Origin of the sequence: Serratia grimesii NBRC 13537, from assembly GCF_001590905.1 — a bacterium.
Taxonomy (GTDB): Bacteria; Pseudomonadota; Gammaproteobacteria; order Enterobacterales; family Enterobacteriaceae; genus Serratia; species Serratia grimesii.
The window spans coordinates 138,366-154,170 of record NZ_BCTT01000017.1 but is presented as its reverse complement, the minus strand read 5'-3'; the positions used below and the strand labels follow the sequence as shown (position 1 = coordinate 154,170).

The 15,805-nt window shown below is 52.4% G+C and carries 17 protein-coding genes and 3 tRNA genes; 10 read left to right on the top strand and 10 right to left on the bottom strand.

Annotated elements, in window-relative coordinates; genetic code table 11:
- Positions 1-117: 117 nt before the first annotated feature.
- Positions 118-507, top strand: a complete 390-nt coding sequence (locus SGR01S_RS20705) for a DUF3461 family protein (protein WP_061808460.1) — start codon at positions 118-120, stop codon at positions 505-507.
- A 100-nt stretch (positions 508-607) separates the two neighbouring features.
- Here SGR01S_RS20705 and SGR01S_RS20700 read toward each other — a convergent pair whose 3' ends face one another.
- From SGR01S_RS20700 to SGR01S_RS20690, 3 genes are read right to left on the bottom strand one after another with little or no spacing between them, the layout of a single operon-like run.
- Complete coding sequence (locus tag SGR01S_RS20700; RefSeq protein WP_037418462.1) at positions 608-1,057, bottom strand: flavodoxin; 450 nt, start codon at positions 1,055-1,057, stop codon at positions 608-610.
- Positions 1,058-1,090: 33 nt separating this feature from the next.
- On the bottom strand, positions 1,091-1,861 hold the full coding sequence (gene truC / locus SGR01S_RS20695; protein WP_037418459.1) for a tRNA pseudouridine(65) synthase TruC: 771 nt from the start codon (positions 1,859-1,861) through the stop codon (positions 1,091-1,093).
- Positions 1,861-2,190, bottom strand: coding sequence for a YqcC family protein (locus SGR01S_RS20690; protein WP_061808467.1), 330 nt, complete (start codon positions 2,188-2,190; stop codon positions 1,861-1,863). The genes truC and SGR01S_RS20690 overlap by 1 nt, the downstream gene beginning before the upstream one ends.
- A 183-nt stretch (positions 2,191-2,373) precedes the next feature.
- On the opposite strand from SGR01S_RS20690, the gene SGR01S_RS20685 reads away from it, so the two are divergent.
- Positions 2,374-3,612 (top strand): MFS transporter, encoded by a 1,239-nt coding sequence (locus tag SGR01S_RS20685; protein WP_037418458.1) that lies wholly within the window; start codon positions 2,374-2,376, stop codon positions 3,610-3,612.
- Between the two features lie 617 nt (positions 3,613-4,229).
- On the opposite strand, the gene syd is transcribed toward SGR01S_RS20685, so the two are convergent.
- Complete coding sequence (syd, locus tag SGR01S_RS20675) at positions 4,230-4,781, bottom strand: SecY-interacting protein (RefSeq protein WP_037418454.1); 552 nt, start codon at positions 4,779-4,781, stop codon at positions 4,230-4,232.
- Positions 4,782-4,844: 63 nt separating this feature from the next.
- Here syd and queF point away from each other — a divergent pair, with 63 nt between their 5' ends.
- The 3 genes from queF to xni all read left to right on the top strand — a co-directional run bounded on the left by queF (position 4,845) and on the right by xni (position 8,094).
- The gene (gene queF, locus SGR01S_RS20670; RefSeq protein ID WP_061808458.1) at positions 4,845-5,690 is read left to right on the top strand and encodes an NADPH-dependent 7-cyano-7-deazaguanine reductase QueF; all 846 of its coding nucleotides are present in this window, start codon (positions 4,845-4,847) and stop codon (positions 5,688-5,690) included.
- Positions 5,691-5,889: 199 nt separating this feature from the next.
- A complete protein-coding gene (gene ppnN / locus SGR01S_RS20665; protein ID WP_037418448.1) occupies positions 5,890-7,254 on the top strand; it encodes a nucleotide 5'-monophosphate nucleosidase PpnN in 1,365 nt (454 codons plus the stop codon).
- Between the two features lie 84 nt (positions 7,255-7,338).
- Complete coding sequence (xni, locus tag SGR01S_RS20660) at positions 7,339-8,094, top strand: flap endonuclease Xni (protein ID WP_061808457.1); 756 nt, start codon at positions 7,339-7,341, stop codon at positions 8,092-8,094.
- Positions 8,095-8,244: 150 nt separating this feature from the next.
- Here the strand turns inward: xni and rlmM are convergent, their stop codons facing one another.
- The 4 genes from rlmM to SGR01S_RS20640 all read right to left on the bottom strand — a co-directional run bounded on the left by rlmM (position 8,245) and on the right by SGR01S_RS20640 (position 11,315).
- Complete coding sequence (gene rlmM, locus SGR01S_RS20655) at positions 8,245-9,348, bottom strand: 23S rRNA (cytidine(2498)-2'-O)-methyltransferase RlmM (RefSeq protein WP_037418444.1); 1,104 nt, start codon at positions 9,346-9,348, stop codon at positions 8,245-8,247.
- The gene (locus tag SGR01S_RS20650) at positions 9,341-9,736 is read right to left on the bottom strand and encodes a DUF423 domain-containing protein (protein ID WP_115185176.1); all 396 of its coding nucleotides are present in this window, start codon (positions 9,734-9,736) and stop codon (positions 9,341-9,343) included. The genes rlmM and SGR01S_RS20650 overlap by 8 nt, the downstream gene beginning before the upstream one ends.
- A gap of 52 nt (positions 9,737-9,788) precedes the next feature.
- Positions 9,789-10,706 (bottom strand): transcriptional regulator GcvA, encoded by a 918-nt coding sequence (locus SGR01S_RS20645; protein WP_044553150.1) that lies wholly within the window; start codon positions 10,704-10,706, stop codon positions 9,789-9,791.
- A 384-nt stretch (positions 10,707-11,090) separates the two neighbouring features.
- Positions 11,091-11,315, bottom strand: coding sequence for a YgdI/YgdR family lipoprotein (locus tag SGR01S_RS20640; protein WP_037418438.1), 225 nt, complete (start codon positions 11,313-11,315; stop codon positions 11,091-11,093).
- A 195-nt stretch (positions 11,316-11,510) separates the two neighbouring features.
- On the opposite strand from SGR01S_RS20640, the gene csdA reads away from it, so the two are divergent.
- Both csdA and csdE read left to right on the top strand, forming a co-directional pair.
- Positions 11,511-12,716: a cysteine desulfurase CsdA gene (gene csdA, locus SGR01S_RS20635; protein ID WP_061808465.1), complete on the top strand. Its 1,206-nt coding sequence runs from the start codon at positions 11,511-11,513 to the stop codon at positions 12,714-12,716.
- A gap of 18 nt (positions 12,717-12,734) precedes the next feature.
- Positions 12,735-13,169 carry a cysteine desulfurase sulfur acceptor subunit CsdE gene (csdE, locus tag SGR01S_RS20630; RefSeq protein WP_061808456.1) on the top strand — a complete coding sequence of 145 codons (435 nt, stop codon included), beginning with the start codon at positions 12,735-12,737 and terminating at the stop codon, positions 13,167-13,169.
- Here the strand turns inward: csdE and tcdA are convergent.
- Complete coding sequence (gene tcdA, locus SGR01S_RS20625; protein WP_037418435.1) at positions 13,160-13,966, bottom strand: tRNA cyclic N6-threonylcarbamoyladenosine(37) synthase TcdA; 807 nt, start codon at positions 13,964-13,966, stop codon at positions 13,160-13,162. The two genes, csdE and tcdA, sit on opposite strands and share 10 nt — an antisense overlap.
- An 83-nt stretch (positions 13,967-14,049) precedes the next feature.
- The gene (gene mltA, locus SGR01S_RS20620; RefSeq protein ID WP_061808464.1) at positions 14,050-15,192 is read right to left on the bottom strand and encodes a murein transglycosylase A; all 1,143 of its coding nucleotides are present in this window, start codon (positions 15,190-15,192) and stop codon (positions 14,050-14,052) included.
- A gap of 213 nt (positions 15,193-15,405) precedes the next feature.
- Here mltA and SGR01S_RS20615 point away from each other — a divergent pair.
- The 3 genes from SGR01S_RS20615 (at position 15,406) to SGR01S_RS20605 (ending at position 15,761) form a co-directional block, all read left to right on the top strand.
- Positions 15,406-15,482: transfer RNA gene (locus tag SGR01S_RS20615), tRNA-Met, on the top strand.
- 61 nt (positions 15,483-15,543) lie between these two features.
- Positions 15,544-15,620: transfer RNA gene (locus SGR01S_RS20610), tRNA-Met, on the top strand.
- A gap of 64 nt (positions 15,621-15,684) precedes the next feature.
- Positions 15,685-15,761 (top strand) — tRNA-Met (locus SGR01S_RS20605).
- Positions 15,762-15,805 lie beyond the last annotated feature (44 nt).

The following is a 15,805-nucleotide window of genomic DNA, read 5'->3' as shown; positions in this document are numbered from 1 at the left end:
GGGTGATTAACCCGCCATTTTTTTGTCTTCATTACGTGAGCTGTCACAGTCTCTGGCATGGTTATTCGCCATAATCCCAGACCGTGGAATAAAGTCTATTTATAAGGTGGCGCTATTATGTATGACAACCTGAAAAGCTTAGGAATCAATCAACCGGAAGATGTCGATCGCTATAGCCTGCGTCAGGAGGCCAATAACGACATTCTTAAGATTTATTTCCGCAAGGATAGAGGCGAGTTCTTCGCCAAGAGCGTGAAATTCAAATATCCGCGCCAACGTAAAACTGTGGTAGCAGACAACGCCGGTCAGGGTTACAAAGAAATCCACGAAATAAACCCGAACCTGCGCTACGTAATTGATGAACTGGATCAGCTATGCCAACGCGATCAGGTGGAAGTGGATCTGAAACGCAAAATTCTTGATGACTTGCGTCATCTGGAAGGTGTGGTTTCCCACAAAATTGCCGAGATCGAATCCGATCTGGAAAAACTGACTCGCGGTAAATAAAGCTTCAGCCAACTGACAGTACAGATTGTACGGGCGCAGCATACTGCGCCCGTATTAATCGGGGCGAATATATTCGCCCCTTACAAGACGTCGGGTAATTCTATTTCAGCAACGTGCCCCATTTCTCAACCCATGGGCAAGAAACCACTTCTGGTTCAGGCTGCTCCATCGCATCGATTTCCAGCACTTCACCTACGCGGGTGGCCCCTTGTTCCTGCAGCAACGCATCAAACGCACGCCCGGCACCGCAGAAATTGTCGTAGCTACTGTCACCCAGGGCGATCAGCCCATAGCGTAGCTCCGGTTGGTAACCGACCTGGTCACGGATAGCGTGGAACAGTGGTGCAATGCTGTCCGGCAAATCACCCTGGCCGGTAGTTGAGGTAATCACCAGCGCATAGTGCTGACGGTAAAACTGCCAAGCCTCAAGCGTGCCTTCTTCAAACAGTTTGACCTCATGGCCTTGCTCACTGAGGATAGTTTCAGCCTCTTCCGCCACCAATAATGAGTTGCCGTAGACCGTTCCCACGAAGATTCCAACCTGAGCCATTGCCCCTACTCCCTTCAATATCTTTGAAAATGATCAGTTATCCTGACCGCTAGCCGGGGGAAACTCAACCCTGGCAAGCTCAGGGATACTCTCTGTCCAGCCAAACTGTGACATTACGCCCTGCCAAGGTTCATCCCAACGCGCAGAAAGGTGCAACGGCTCACCGGTCACCGGGTGGTTCAATTGCAAATGACTGGCGTGAAGCATCAGGCGTGAACAACCGAAATGCTGAGCCATACCACGGTTCTGACGCAGATCGCCATGTTTGCTGTCACCGATGATCGGATGGCGGATATGCACCATATGGCGGCGCAGCTGGTGCTTACGGCCATTTTCCGGCGTCAGTTCAACCAAACTATAACGCGCACTGTCATAACGACCAATGGCCACCGGCATCTCTGCCTGCGCCAGCGACCGATAATGAGTCACTGCCGGCTGTGGACCTTTGTCCTTCGAAGCAAACTTGTCCGCAATTTTATCCAGCTCTTCCGTCAACGGATAATCGATAGTATCGCCTTCGGGCACAAAACCACGCACTACCGCATGGTAAGTTTTTTGCAGCTGGTGCTGCTCAAATTGCTGCGATAACAATCGCGCGACGTCGCTGGAAAGTGCCATTAGCAACACTCCAGAGGTAGGACGATCGAGGCGATGTACGGTAAACACATGCTGGCCAATCTGATCACGAACGGTCTGCATGACAAATTGGGTTTCATGACGATCCAGCCAACTGCGGTGAACAAGCCACCCGGAAGGCTTATTCACCGCCACCAAATACTCATCCTGATAAAGGATCTCAAGCATTATTGTGGCTCTTTATTCAGCATGACATCCAAACGCTGCAACTGCACCAGCAGCGGCATGCAGTTAGACTCATTATCTTTCAGCGCCTCTTCAAAGTAAGGCGTGATAGCAAAACGCGTCGGCAACGGCGCACCGGCATCCAACAGCGCGTACATACGCGGCAGAAAGACCCATTGCAACCACGCTTCCGCCGACATGCTATCTATGCAAAACGGCTCGGGGCTGGCAAAAGCTTCAGGCTCTGGCGGCGTGGCCTGCCACAGCGCCAACTCTCGCATCGACTGTTCAATTGCCTGCAAACTAAGGCGAACCTGATTTTGTATACTCATCTGCATTCTCGATCTGTTTAAACCATGATATTCAGCGGCGCGGCTGAAAGGCCGCAAAGCATAGCATTTTACTTTTTATAGCCCAAATCCAGCTGAGTGGATAACGTTCGAACATTTGAACTGGTGGCCTACAGCGCCACACGGCACAATATACTTACCAAATAAACCACGCAGATTAGACAGATGCCCGCAATTACAACGACAAAAAATCACGCCACGCCTGGCAAAGCCATGCTTGCTTCGGTCACCGGCTACGCGATGGACGGCTTCGATTTGCTGATCCTCGGCTTTATGCTGCCCGCAATCAGTATCGAAATGGGACTGAGTTCTTCCGCCGCCGGCTCACTGGTCACCTGGACGCTGATCGGCGCCGTACTGGGAGGGGTGATTTTCGGCCACCTCAGCGATCGCTTTGGTCGTATTCGGGTATTGACCATCACTATCCTGATGTTTTCATTATTTACGGGTCTGTGCGCCCTGGCGCAAGGCTACTGGGATTTACTCGCCTATCGCACACTGGCGGGGATCGGACTCGGTGGTGAGTTTGGCATCGGTATGGCACTTATCGCCGAAGCCTGGCCTGCGGAAAAACGCAACCGTGCCTCTGCTTATGTTGGCATGGGATGGCAACTTGGGGTGCTGGCAGCGGCGTTTCTCACGCCGTTGCTGCTGACTCATATAGGCTGGCGCGGTATGTTCCTGGTTGGCTTACTCCCTGCGTTGGTATCATTCCTGATCCGTCGCACCTTGGGTGAACCGGAAGAGTTCGTCCGCCAACAACGTACCGGTGAGCAATTGTCATTCGCTCAACGTATAAGGTTGCTGTTCAAAGATCGGGCCACCAGCAAGGCCAGTATCGGCATTTTCATCCTGTGTTCGGTGCAGAATTTCGGTTATTACGGATTGATGATTTGGATGCCAACATATCTGGCAAAAAATTTCGGGTTCTCGCTGACCAAGTCCGGCTTATGGACCGCGGTCACAGTGATCGGCATGACATTCGGTATTTGGCTATTTGGCGTATTGGCCGATCGCTTCACTCGCTGGAAGATTTTTATCAGCTATCAGATTGGCGCTGTAGTGATGGTGATAGTCTACGCGCAGCTTAGCGACCCAACGCTAATGCTGTTTGCCGGGGCACTGATGGGATTGTTCGTTAATGGCATGATTGGAGGCTACGGCGCCTTGATCTCGGATACCTACCCCGTTCAGGCACGCGCTACCGCGCAAAACATCCTGTTTAATCTTGGCCGTGGTGTTGGCGGACTCGGGCCATTGGTCATCGGCGCATTGGTGACACAGGTATCCTTCACTGCGGCAATCAGCCTGTTGGCGGCAATTTATCTGCTGGATATTTACGCCACATTATTCCTTCTACCGAAGAAACAGGGTCATGGCGATACGCTGGGGGCGATTGGTTAACAACTGAGATGAATTTGAGCAGGGACAAGCATCTTTGATGCTTAATGCATAACCAATATAAAAGTTGAGGGCACTGCGCTAACAGTGCCCTCGGTTCGTTTTATAGCAGTCCTGCTACACAGTGTGCTCCCTGCTCAATCCTTGAAAACTTTTCCTACGGCCATCCTGACCAAACCGTCCTGGCGTTATCCTGTAGCATCATCCTGATGCGGTTCCTCAGCCTTCATGGCCCGCCAACCATCCTGTGCCGGCTCTCAATCTCCGTCCTGGAGGTGTCCCTGGTTTCAATCCTGAAACATCCTGAGCATCTCCTGACGCCATCCTTCGCTCTTCACTGAGCGCATCCTTTTCTTCGTCCTGAAGCTGCATCATCCTGATGCTTTCCAGCTCCACAGCGTCCCTTCCGGTAAACATAAGATCGCTTAATTATCTCTGGTTCACAAGGGCTTACTGGTTGGTTGACAGGAAATTAATGCTAAGAGTTATCCTAAAGAAAATCTAACCAATTGATCTGGATAACAATAAAACGCGTCTGAGCCGCTGGCAGGGAAAAATTAAAAGCGATCTCTCACAGCCCGTGTGAGAGATCTCTCACACGGATTACGGTGAAATTAGCGTCAAACATCAAGCCGTGGGCGCAATGCGTCGAGGAAATTGCCCAACGAAGCCGCCAGCAACGTGCGCTTATCACTCCCGAATTGCTCCAGTACCACATTACCGCTCACGTTGCACAATGAGACCATAGTCATTTCTGATTCAGTGGTGGCCAGGAATAACGTCGGTGATAATTTTAGGCGTTTTTGCGTCACAAGATGACCGATCAGGTTTTCTTGCAGGCGAATAAAATCGTCCTCGCTCCACACCTGCAACAGCGTCACATCATGCTCGCCAAACTGGGCGCTCATGTCACCCGCATACTGTTGGGTATAAAACAGATGGATGTCCGGCTGTAGCCGAAGCTCAAGCGCAGTTTCTACCTTTTCCAGGGTCGCTGCTGGGGTAAATGGCTGCGGTAACCACAGCACCTCGTTATCCCGGTTTTCTACGAGACAAGGCGATGGCACGCCGTACAGATCTTGGCTTGCTGGCGCATGACCGCGCTCCTGCTGCCAAAGATCAACATAGCGCTGGGTGAACTCACGCAGAGCGTGCGGTACTTCATGGTCCATATTTTTTCTCGCATACGGTAAACTGACATCCATTGTACCTATCTATTACCAAGGTGACAGCAGATGTCCTCATATCAAGACCATCACGCCCTGTCGGCATTGACCCTAGGCAAAACTACCGCGTACCGCGATCGCTATGACGCGACATTGCTGCAAGCTGTACCACGCAGCATGAACCGTGAGCCGCTGGGTTTGTATCCGGACAACTTGCCGTTCCACGGTGCCGATATTTGGACGCTGTACGAGCTCTCCTGGCTGAATGACAACGGCCTGCCGCAGGTAGCAGTCGGAGAGATTAGCCTCAACGCTGACAGCATCAACCTCATTGAGTCCAAGAGCTTCAAACTTTACCTCAATAGCTTTAACCAAACGCCTTTCAACGACTGGGAGACTGTACGCAGCACCTTGCAGCGCGATCTGTCTGCCTGCGCTCAGGGTGAGGTCAGCGTCTCATTGTTCCGCGTAGAGCAACTGGAAGGCAGCCAGATCGCCCGACTGGATGGCGAATGCATCGATAACCAGGACATCCGTATCGATAACTATGAGTTCAATGCTGACTACCTGCAAAATGCGACCGGCACGGAACAGGTAGAAGAGCAGCTTGTCAGTCACCTGTTGAAATCCAATTGCCTGATCACCAACCAGCCAGACTGGGGCTCGGTGCAAATTCATTATCGTGGTGCGCAGATCGATCGTGAGGCACTGCTGCGTTATCTGGTGTCCTTCCGTCACCACAATGAATTCCACGAACAGTGTGTAGAACGTATTTTTAACGATTTGATGCACTATTGTCAGCCGCAGAGCCTGACGGTGTATGCGCGCTACACCCGCCGTGGCGGGCTGGACATCAATCCATGGCGCAGTAACACTGATTTTGTCCCGTCACATGGCCGTCTGGCACGCCAATAGTGCGAAACAGTGCTCAACAACTGAGCTAACGAGCGGTTTATATTGGTAAAAAACAGGGGACGGCGGTAAGGTTAAATCAGGAGCGCTGGGCATTGCGGCTGGCAAACGATGATGTTGCCGCCGTGCGCTAACTATAACGAGATGCTGTTCTGCTGCGTATGGATTACTACTGCCCCTTTCCGGGTGCAAAGGAGTTACCTTGATTACACACATCAGCCCGCTTGGCTCTATGGATTTGCTGTCGCAGCTGGAAGTAGACATGCTGAAGCGCACTGCCAGCAGCGATCTATACCGTTTGTTCCGCAACTGTTCACTGGCAGTTTTGAATTCTGGCAGCCAGACCGACAACAGCAAACAGCTGCTGTCACGCTACGAAAGCTTTGATATTAACGTGTTGCGCCGTGAGCGCGGGGTCAAACTTGAGCTTGTGAATCCACCTGAAGACGCCTTTGTTGATGGCAGGATTATCCGATCGCTGCAAGCCAACCTGTTCGCTGTGCTGCGCGATATCCTGTTCGTTCACGGCCAAATAGACAGCGCTGGCCGTTTTCAGCATCTGAACCTGGAAAACTCGGCCCATATTACCAACCTGGTGTTCTCTATCTTGCGCAACGCCCGTGCGCTGCATCTCGATGAAGATCCTAATATGGTGGTGTGCTGGGGCGGCCATTCAATCAACGAAAACGAATATCTGTACGCACGCAAAGTTGGCAGCCAACTCGGGCTGCGCGAACTGAACATCTGTACGGGGTGCGGGCCAGGGGCAATGGAAGCACCGATGAAAGGTGCTGCTGTAGGCCATGCGCAACAACGCTACTATAACAGTCGCTTTATCGGCATGACTGAACCGTCGATCATCGCTGCCGAACCGCCTAACCCGCTGGTCAATGAACTGGTGATCATGCCGGACATTGAAAAGCGCCTGGAAGCCTTCGTACGTATCGCTCACGGTATCATCATCTTCCCGGGTGGTGTCGGCACCGCGGAAGAGCTGCTGTATCTTCTGGGTATCTTGATGAACCCTGAAAACAGCGAGCAGGTATTGCCACTGATCCTCACCGGCCCGAAAGAAAGTGCCGACTATTTCCGTGTGCTGGACGAGTTCATCATGAACACGTTGGGGGAAGAAGCTCGCCGCCATTACACTATCATCATCGACGATCCGGCTGAAGTCGCACGTCAGATGAAGAAAGCCATGCCATTGGTGAAAGAGAATCGCCGCAATACCGGTGATGCCTACAGCTTTAACTGGTCAATCCGCATAGCACCAGATCTGCAATTACCGTTTGAGCCAAGCCACGAAAATATGGCGAATCTCAACCTGTATCCGGATCAGCCAGCCGAACAGTTGGCAGCTGCGCTGCGCCGCGCATTTTCCGGTATCGTAGCCGGTAACGTGAAGGAAAATGGCATTCATGCTATCGAGCAATTTGGCCCGTACAAGCTTCACGGCGAACCGCAAATGATGAAGCAGATGGACAGCCTGCTTCAGGGCTTTGTTGCCCAGCATCGCATGAAGCTACCCGGTACCGCTTATGTTCCCTGCTACGAAATCGTAGCCTGACCATCTCCGGGCGGCGCTAAAGCCGCCCTTCTTTTTTCTGACTTTATCAAGTCACAATACTGCAGCTTGAAAGACAACGCGTAAATGCCTATACACCTACTGATCGTTGATGCTCTGAACCTCATCCGCCGCATACACGCCGTGCAGGGTTCTCCCTGTGTGAATGCTTGCCAGCACGCGCTGCAGCAGTTGATTCAGCACAGTCGGCCAACGCACGCCGTGGCGGTATTTGACGAAGATGACCGCAGTGAAAGCTGGCGTCATCAAATTCTGCCCGATTACAAAGCCGGGCGTTCTCCGATGCCAGAAAATTTACAGCAGGAAATGCCGCAGCTCCGACAGGCGTTTGAAGCGCTCAGTGTGGCCTGTTGGCATTCTCCGGGCAATGAAGCGGACGATCTGGCGGCAACGCTGACCGCAAAGGTCACAGGTGGCGGCCACCAGGTGACCATTGTGTCCACCGACAAAGGCTATTGCCAACTGTTAGCACCCAATGTGCAGATCCGTGATTACTTTCAAAAGCGCTGGTTGGATATGCCCTTTGTACAGCAAGAGTTTGGGGTGTCACCACAGCAGTTGGCGGATTACTGGGGGTTGGCGGGAATAAGCAGCAGCAAAATCCCTGGCGTGGCAGGTATTGGACCGAAGACGGCAGTATTGCTGTTACAGCAGGCAGGTTCGCTGGATGGGTTGTATCAGGATTTGGAACACGTGCCGGAGAAATGGCGCGGTAAACTGCAACAGCACCGCGAAATGGCTTATATCAGTAAAAAAGTGGCGACATTACGAACTGATCTGACGTTAACCGGTAACCTACAACAACTGCGGTTACCGCTTTAACGATACCCGACAGACTTCAAGTTGCAGGAGCATTGGCTGCCTTTACTCACCCGAATCACTTATTTTGAGTAAACTCATCGGGACTCGCTCAGTTACCGCCTGCCTGCAACTCGAATTATTTAAGGTATAAGATTACTGCCGGCAGCGTTTTTATTCACGCTCGTCGCGACGACCAGCCACAGCCGACCACATACGGCGAACGTGCACAGTAACCTCTTCACGATCGTGGTACAGCTGCTTAGCATGAATCTCTGAGCTGATACCCGCCGAATCCAACGCTTCCTTGATAGACAACAGGTTCTGAGAAACCTCTTCGTAGCGCTTTTTCATCGGCAGTTTAAGGTTAAAGATCGCCTCACGGCACCAGCCCTTCACCAGCCATTGAATCATCAAGCTAGTCACCTTCGCCGGCTTCTCCACCATGTCACACACCAGCCAGTAAATCTTGCTGCTAGAAGGTTCATATCTGAAGCCATCGGCACGGTGATGCGTTACCTGGCCGGTATCCATCAGGCTCGGTGCCATTGGGCCATTATCTACCGCATGTACCATCATGCTGCGCTGGACCAATTGATAGGTCCAGCCGCCCGGGCAAGCGCCCAGATCAACCGCATGCATACCGCTCGCCAAACGTTCGTCCCACTCATCGGCAGGAATGAATACGTGGAATGCCTCTTCCAGTTTCAGCGTAGAACGGCTTGGGGCATCGGATGGGAACTTAAGACGCGGAATCCCCATGTAGAACGGCGAGTTGTTATTGCTGAAGGAATAACCGACATAGCAGCAACCCGGCGCGATAAAGAACACGTGAACCACTGGGCGGGTCGCGTTCTCACGCGCCATCAACACTTTCTGTTCACGCATTGCAGAACGCAACGGCACCGTCAGCTTACGACAGAACTTCAACAGTTCTTTGCTTTCATTAGTGTCCGGTACTTCCACGCGTAGCTCACCACCACGATCAACCACACCTATCAGCATGCCAACAATCGGTGATACACGGTCTTCCGGCGGCAAATCACGCAGCAACTCACCAACCACCAACATCTGGCGGGCAAAGATTAGTTCACGGAACGGGATTTCCCGAGCCAGGCGATCGGCATCATCCGGTTGATAACATTCGAACAACACGTAGCCGCTGTTATCCTTCACTCTGGCAAAGCCGAACACTTCCAGTTCAGCAGCCTTTGCAGTAATTTCCGCCGCACACTCTTTTTCAAAGCCTTGACGGCAATACAACGCAAGTCTATTCATGGCGCTCGGCCTTTTTCCTCAGACGCAAAGCGCCAATCAACATCAATGCCCATCCGATCAGGAAACACACACCGCCAACCGGCGTGATATAAACCCAAACCTTCAGATGTGACAGCGCCAGACAGTACAGGCTGCCGCTGAACAGTACAGTGCCGAGCGCCAAGAGCGCCCCGCTCCAATAAAACCACAGGCTGACGCGGCGTTGCATCGCCACGGCCAACGCCAGGATCGCCAGGGTATGGAACCCTTGGTAGTCCAGACCGGTACGGATCCAAACCATCTCGTTAGCACCTAGCGTGCCACTTAATACGTGTGCGCCAAAGGCGCCCAGAGCAACAAATACAAAGCCGCTGATAGCAGCAAAAATCAGCATTGAACGACTGCTCATCGTTATTTACCTTTATTAAAGAGAGCCGGTTGCGATAAAACGGCGACCGACCTTATTGTTCGTAGCGAAAGCGGAACTTTTCTTGTTCGCTGGCTGCTCGTGCCAGGATCCACTGACGAAAGGCGGCTATTTTACCCAGTTCTGCCTGGCTGTCATGACATACCAGATAAAAAGCATTTTTACTGACTAAAACATCGTTAAACGGGCAGACCAACCGTCCGGCTTCAATTTCGGTCTGCGCCATCACGTTATTCACCAGTGCAATCCCCTGCCCATGCACCGCAGCCTGAACGACCATGGCGCTGTGACTGAAAATCGGGCCTTGCTGCACATTAATGTGTTGTAACCCCAATTGACGTGTATAGGCCAACCAGTCGCGGCGGGAAGTATCATGCAGTAGCGTGTGATAAGCCAGATCGCTCGTCATTTTTAATGCATGTTCCCCGGTCAGCAAGCTCGGTGAACACACCGGCAACAGATATTCCGCGTATAAACGCTCGGCACGTAAACCTGTCCAGTTACCACGACCATAGAAAATCGCCACGTCGACATCATCCGCCAACTTGTCTTCTTCACGGTCCACCGCCTGGATTCGCACATCGATTCCCGGATAAGCTGAGTTAAAGCCTGACAGTCGTGGCACCAACCACTGAATAGCAAAACTCGGGGGCAAACTGACGGTTAATGCACCCTTGGCGCTACGCGCCTGCAGCTTACGTGTGGCCTCATTGATTGAGGAGAAGATTTCCTTGATATCCAGGTAATAACTTTGCCCTTCTTCCGTCAGTAACAAGGAGCGATTACGACGCCGAAACAGCTTCAGGCCAAGGAAGTCCTCCAGCGACTTGATCTGGTGGCTCACCGCGGCCTGGGTGACAAACAGCTCTTCTGCCGCTTTGGTAAAACTCAGGTGACGGGCAGCCGCGTCAAAGACCCGCAGCGCATTAAGAGGTGGTAAGCGTTTAGACATTTATTAGCTACTTTTGTGTAACAATATTCCGAATGATTCGGCATAAAAAATCAAGCGGCGTTGTCTGCCGTGCAATAGGCACAGGACAGCAAAACGCTACCATTAGTTTTTTTAATCCGAGCCATTATAAATTGTCCGTTGAGCATGCGCCAGCAAATACCTATAGTGGCGGCACTTCCCGGGCCGGAACGAAAAGGAATTGGGTGTCTAGGACATCGATGAACTTTTGGCTTGTGGTTGTGATGTTGTGTTTGCAAATTGTCTGGCAATCCAGACGTGGTAGCTAAGCTACTGTTTTTTCACTTCCTGTACATTTACCCTGTCTGTCCATAGTGATTTTATGCAGCACCGCAATCTTTGCGGTGCTTTTTTTTTGCCTGACGTTTACTGGTTGCTTTCAACCATTTCTTTCACGTCGGAACGGTTGATCTGCTGCTCAACGCCGTTAGCATCTTTATAGCTGATCATCCCGGTGTCGTTGTCCACTTTTGGCTTGCCGTCAGCGACAATAGTGCGCCCATCATTGGTGTGCATCACGTAGTTGCTGGAACAGGCTGCCAGGGTGAACGTAAGCATCAGAGCAGAGATAATTGCGGCTGTCTTCTTCATTGTGGACTCCTTGTAGTTTTAAATGCTGTAAAAAACCCTTTATGTTATTCAACGCCATTATTTAGCGCGTACTTATTAGCATAACAAACTTATCCATAATTTCCAGCCGATGAATCCTAATATGCGGGATAGCTTGTCTCTGGCGATAAAATAGGACAGGATCAGCCATTGACTCAAGCCAGTGACAATCAGGGTATGACACCTTTTAACCCCATCGTTTTTCGTAATCAGTTTCCTGCTTTGCAACAAGCAGGCATTTATCTCGATAGCGCCGCCACCGCGTTGAAACCGTTGGCGGTCATCAACGCTACGCAGCAGTTTTACCGTGACGACGCTGCCACCGTGCACCGCAGCCAACACCGCGCGGGGCAAGATCTGACCCTGCGTTTCGAACAGGCACGTCAGCAGGTCGCTAAACTTGTTAATGCTCCGTCAGCCGATGACATTATTTGGACCCGTGGTACGACTGAAGCCATCAACTTAGTAGCACAAAGTTATGCGCGTCCCCGCTTGCAACCGGGTGACGAAATCCTGGTGAGCGAGGCCGAGCACCACGCCAATCTGATCCCCTGGCTAATGGTGGCGGAACAAACCGGCGCACGCGTGGTGAAATTGCCGCTTGGTGCAGACCACCTGCCGGACCTGACACAGTTACCAAGCCTGCTGAGCGAGAAAACCCGCCTGCTGGCACTGGGACAAATGTCCAACGTCACTGGTGGTTGCCCAGATCTGGCGTACGCCATCGATTTGGCCCATCGCGTCGGGGCGCGCGTGATGATCGACGGCGCGCAGGGTATCGTGCACTGCCCGGCAGACGTTCAGCAGCTTAACATTGATTTTTACGCCTTCTCTGGGCATAAACTCTATGGTCCGACCGGCATTGGTGCACTGTACGGCAAAAGTGAATTATTGGCGCAGATGGCACCGTGGCAAGGTGGCGGCAAGATGTTGACTCAGGCGTCATTCGACGGTTTCACGCCACAAAAACCCCCACACTGTTTTGAAGCCGGTACGCCAAATATTGCTGGCGTGTTAGGGCTGGCTGCTGCGCTGGAATGGCTGAGCAAACAGGATATGACGGCAGCAGAGCACTATAGCCGCGATCTGGCCGATCAGGCAGAGCAACGATTGGCGCAACTGCCAGGATTCCGCAGCTTCCGGTGTTCTGGCTCCAGCTTGTTGGCGTTTGATATTGCCGATATCCATCACAGCGATATCGTTACCCTGCTGGCAGAACAAGGCATCGCAGTACGTGCCGGTCAGCATTGTGCTCAGCCGCTCATGGCAGCATTGGGTGTCAGTGGTACGCTACGTGCCTCTTTCGCACCTTACAACACCCAGGAAGACGTCGATGCCCTGGTGGCCGCACTGCAGAGCGCCATCGACCTGCTGGCCGACTAGATGACTCCCGGAGAGACTATGCTTGCCCCCCACCCCTTTGGTCATGAAATAACTGCCGAGGCGTTGATCGAGAAATTTACCGCGCTGAAACAGTGGGAAGATCGCTATCGCCAACTGATCATGCTGGCGAAACAATTACCGCCACTGCCAGAAGCGTTACGTGCAGCAGAAATGGAGTTGAGTGGCTGTGAGAACCGGGTCTGGTTGGGGCATCAGTTATTGGCGGACGGCACGCTGCACTTTTATGGCGACAGCGAAGGCCGCATCGTACGCGGCCTGCTGGCGGTGTTGCTTACGGCAGTCGAAGGAAAAACGCCACAGCAGGTTGTGGCAATGGATCCCTTGGCGCTGTTTGAAAAGCTCGCACTGCGTGCCCAGCTCAGCGCCACTCGCGCCAGCGGGTTGGAAGCCTTAGCAAGTGCAGTGAAGATGATAGCTGCTCGCTACGCCTGACGCGCGGCTTTCGCTACCATCTTCTTCAGAGCATGGGAAACAGCGACAAAGCCAAAGGTGGCGGTAACCATGGTTGCCGCGCCAAACCCCGCACTGCAATCCATTCTTTTTGGCCCTTCTGCGGTACTGCGTGATGCACAAACGCTGCCATCAGGTTGCGGATAAACCAGCGGTTCACTGGAAAATACGCAGTCAATACCCAGTTTACCTTTGCTGTTCTTCACCACGTTGAAATCATTTTTCAGCCGCTCCCGCAGCTTGGCGGCTAACGGATCCTGAATGGTTTTCGCCAGGTCGACTACCGCAATCTGGGTGGGATCTATCTGGCCACCAGCACCACCGGTAGTGACTACGGGGATCTTGTAACGGCGACAATAGGCCAGCAACGCCGCCTTCGGCCGTACGCTGTCAATCGCATCGATGACATAGCTAAAATTATTATTCAGTAGCTCTGCGACATTATCGGCAGTAATAAAGTCGTCAATGCACGTCACCCGGCACTCTGGGTTGATCGCCAGAATACGCTCCGCCATCACTTCAGTTTTTGACTGGCCAACATGTTGGCGTAGCGCATGGATCTGGCGGTTAGTGTTAGTGACGCAGACATCATCCATATCAATCAGCGTAATGGCACCGATTCCGGTACGCGCCAGTGCCTCAGCAGCCCAAGAACCCACGCCGCCGATGCCAATAACGCAAATATGCGCCTGGGAAAACAGCGCCAATGCTTGCTGACCGTACAAACGTGCTGTGCCGCCAAAACGTTGCAGGTAGGCTTCAGAATAGGCTGTGTTCATAACGCTTTAATACCTTAACATTGCAAATGATAAGGGCCGGAATGTCCGGCCCTTGCGGGTCAATATCGATATGACTATGGCCGTTAGCGGGTAACCAACAGCGAACCGCCGGACGTGGAATTATTCTGGCTGGTAAACAACGGCGCGTTAACGTTGGCGCCTTTTAACACCCAAACGCGACCATAGTGGTTGTAAAAACCTGCCGAGTGACCGGCATCCGGCCCAATGCCCTGGTACATGTCGAAGTGCTGGCCTTTAATCGCCCCACCCACATCCAGAGCCACCATCAGGCGCATCTCATATTTTCCCGTGAATTTACCCTTGTTGTCCAGCAGCGGCACTTCTGCCAGCAGCGTGGTACCCGCCGGGATCAACGAACGATCGGAAGCCACCGAGGCTTTGGCAATCAGTGGTACTGCACTGGCGCCCCGCACCGGTGCAAAGGACTCCGGACGGAAGAAGACAAAGGAAGGGTTTTGCTCCAGCAGCTCACGCACTTCTGCTGCGCTGTGGGTATCAGCCCACTGACGAATTGCCTGCATCGACATATCCGCCTTTGTCACTTCGCCACGGTCGATCAGCACTTTACCAATGCTACGGTAAGCGTGGCCGTTCTTGCCACCATAGCCGAAGAACACCAACGGCTGACCATTGCCATAATCCACATAACCACTGCCCTGGACTTCCATCATAAAGTTGTCCATTAGTGAGTTGGTGTACGCCACAATATAGCGGTCATCCAGCGCACCGGAATAAATGCCTGCGCGATCGGGTAAACGACCTTTTCCTTTTGGCGGCATGCGGTACAGCGGGTAGCGGAACTCACCCTGTTGGGTATAGCGCGCCTGCAACACCGGCGTGTAGTAACCGGTAAACTGCACATTGCCGTAGTTGTCCACGCCTTCCATTTGGTAGGCACTGAGGCCGTATTGATTCAGGTTGCGCGTGTCAGCGCCTGAGGCCATCCAACTTTGTACGGCCTGAAACGTCGTGTTGTTGCGATTAAAAAGTGAAGGAGAGGCGTTTTTAATCTCCATCAGTTGATCCGCGTAATCCCTGGCATTAACCGGTACGCCTTTGGCGTTAGGTTGGTTAACTAGCTCCAGCGACTGCTCCAGACGGCCATCTTTATATTGCTGTCCCCGGTCAGTCGGCTTAGATGAACAGCCTGCCAGTACCGCTACCACTAACCCGCCCAGCAGGTATTTGCCCCAACGTCCTTTCATCACGCACACTCTCAACTGATATGATCTACCGGCGAACGATAACAAACGCCCATAGATAAAGGAATCGCTGCAAATAAAAAAAGCCACAGGGCGGATAACGATGAAAAAGACCGCAAATTGCGGACTAATCCACCAGAAAGGCTGTTTTAGTTCAATTAAATGCAAAAAGGGTTGCAACAAAATGCACGGAGAGTATAGTGCGCTTCCATCGGACGCGGGGTGGAGCAGCCTGGTAGCTCGTCGGGCTCATAACCCGAAGGTCGTCGGTTCAAATCCGGCCTCCGCAACCAACCGATACTGCAAGAGCAGTATCAAGTAAGTGTTGGATTCGATGAAAAAGTATTATACGGACGCGGGGTGGAGCAGCCTGGTAGCTCGTCGGGCTCATAACCCGAAGGTCGTCGGTTCAAATCCGGCCCCCGCAACCAACAGATACTGTACCAGCGGTATCTTATGAAATGTTGGTTTCGATAATACAAGCATTAAGACGGACGCGGGGTGGAGCAGCCTGGTAGCTCGTCGGGCTCATAACCCGAAGGTCGTCGGTTCAAATCCGGCCTCCGCAACCAATCTTAATGACTACAGATAAGCACCTTAACGGGTGTTTTTTTGT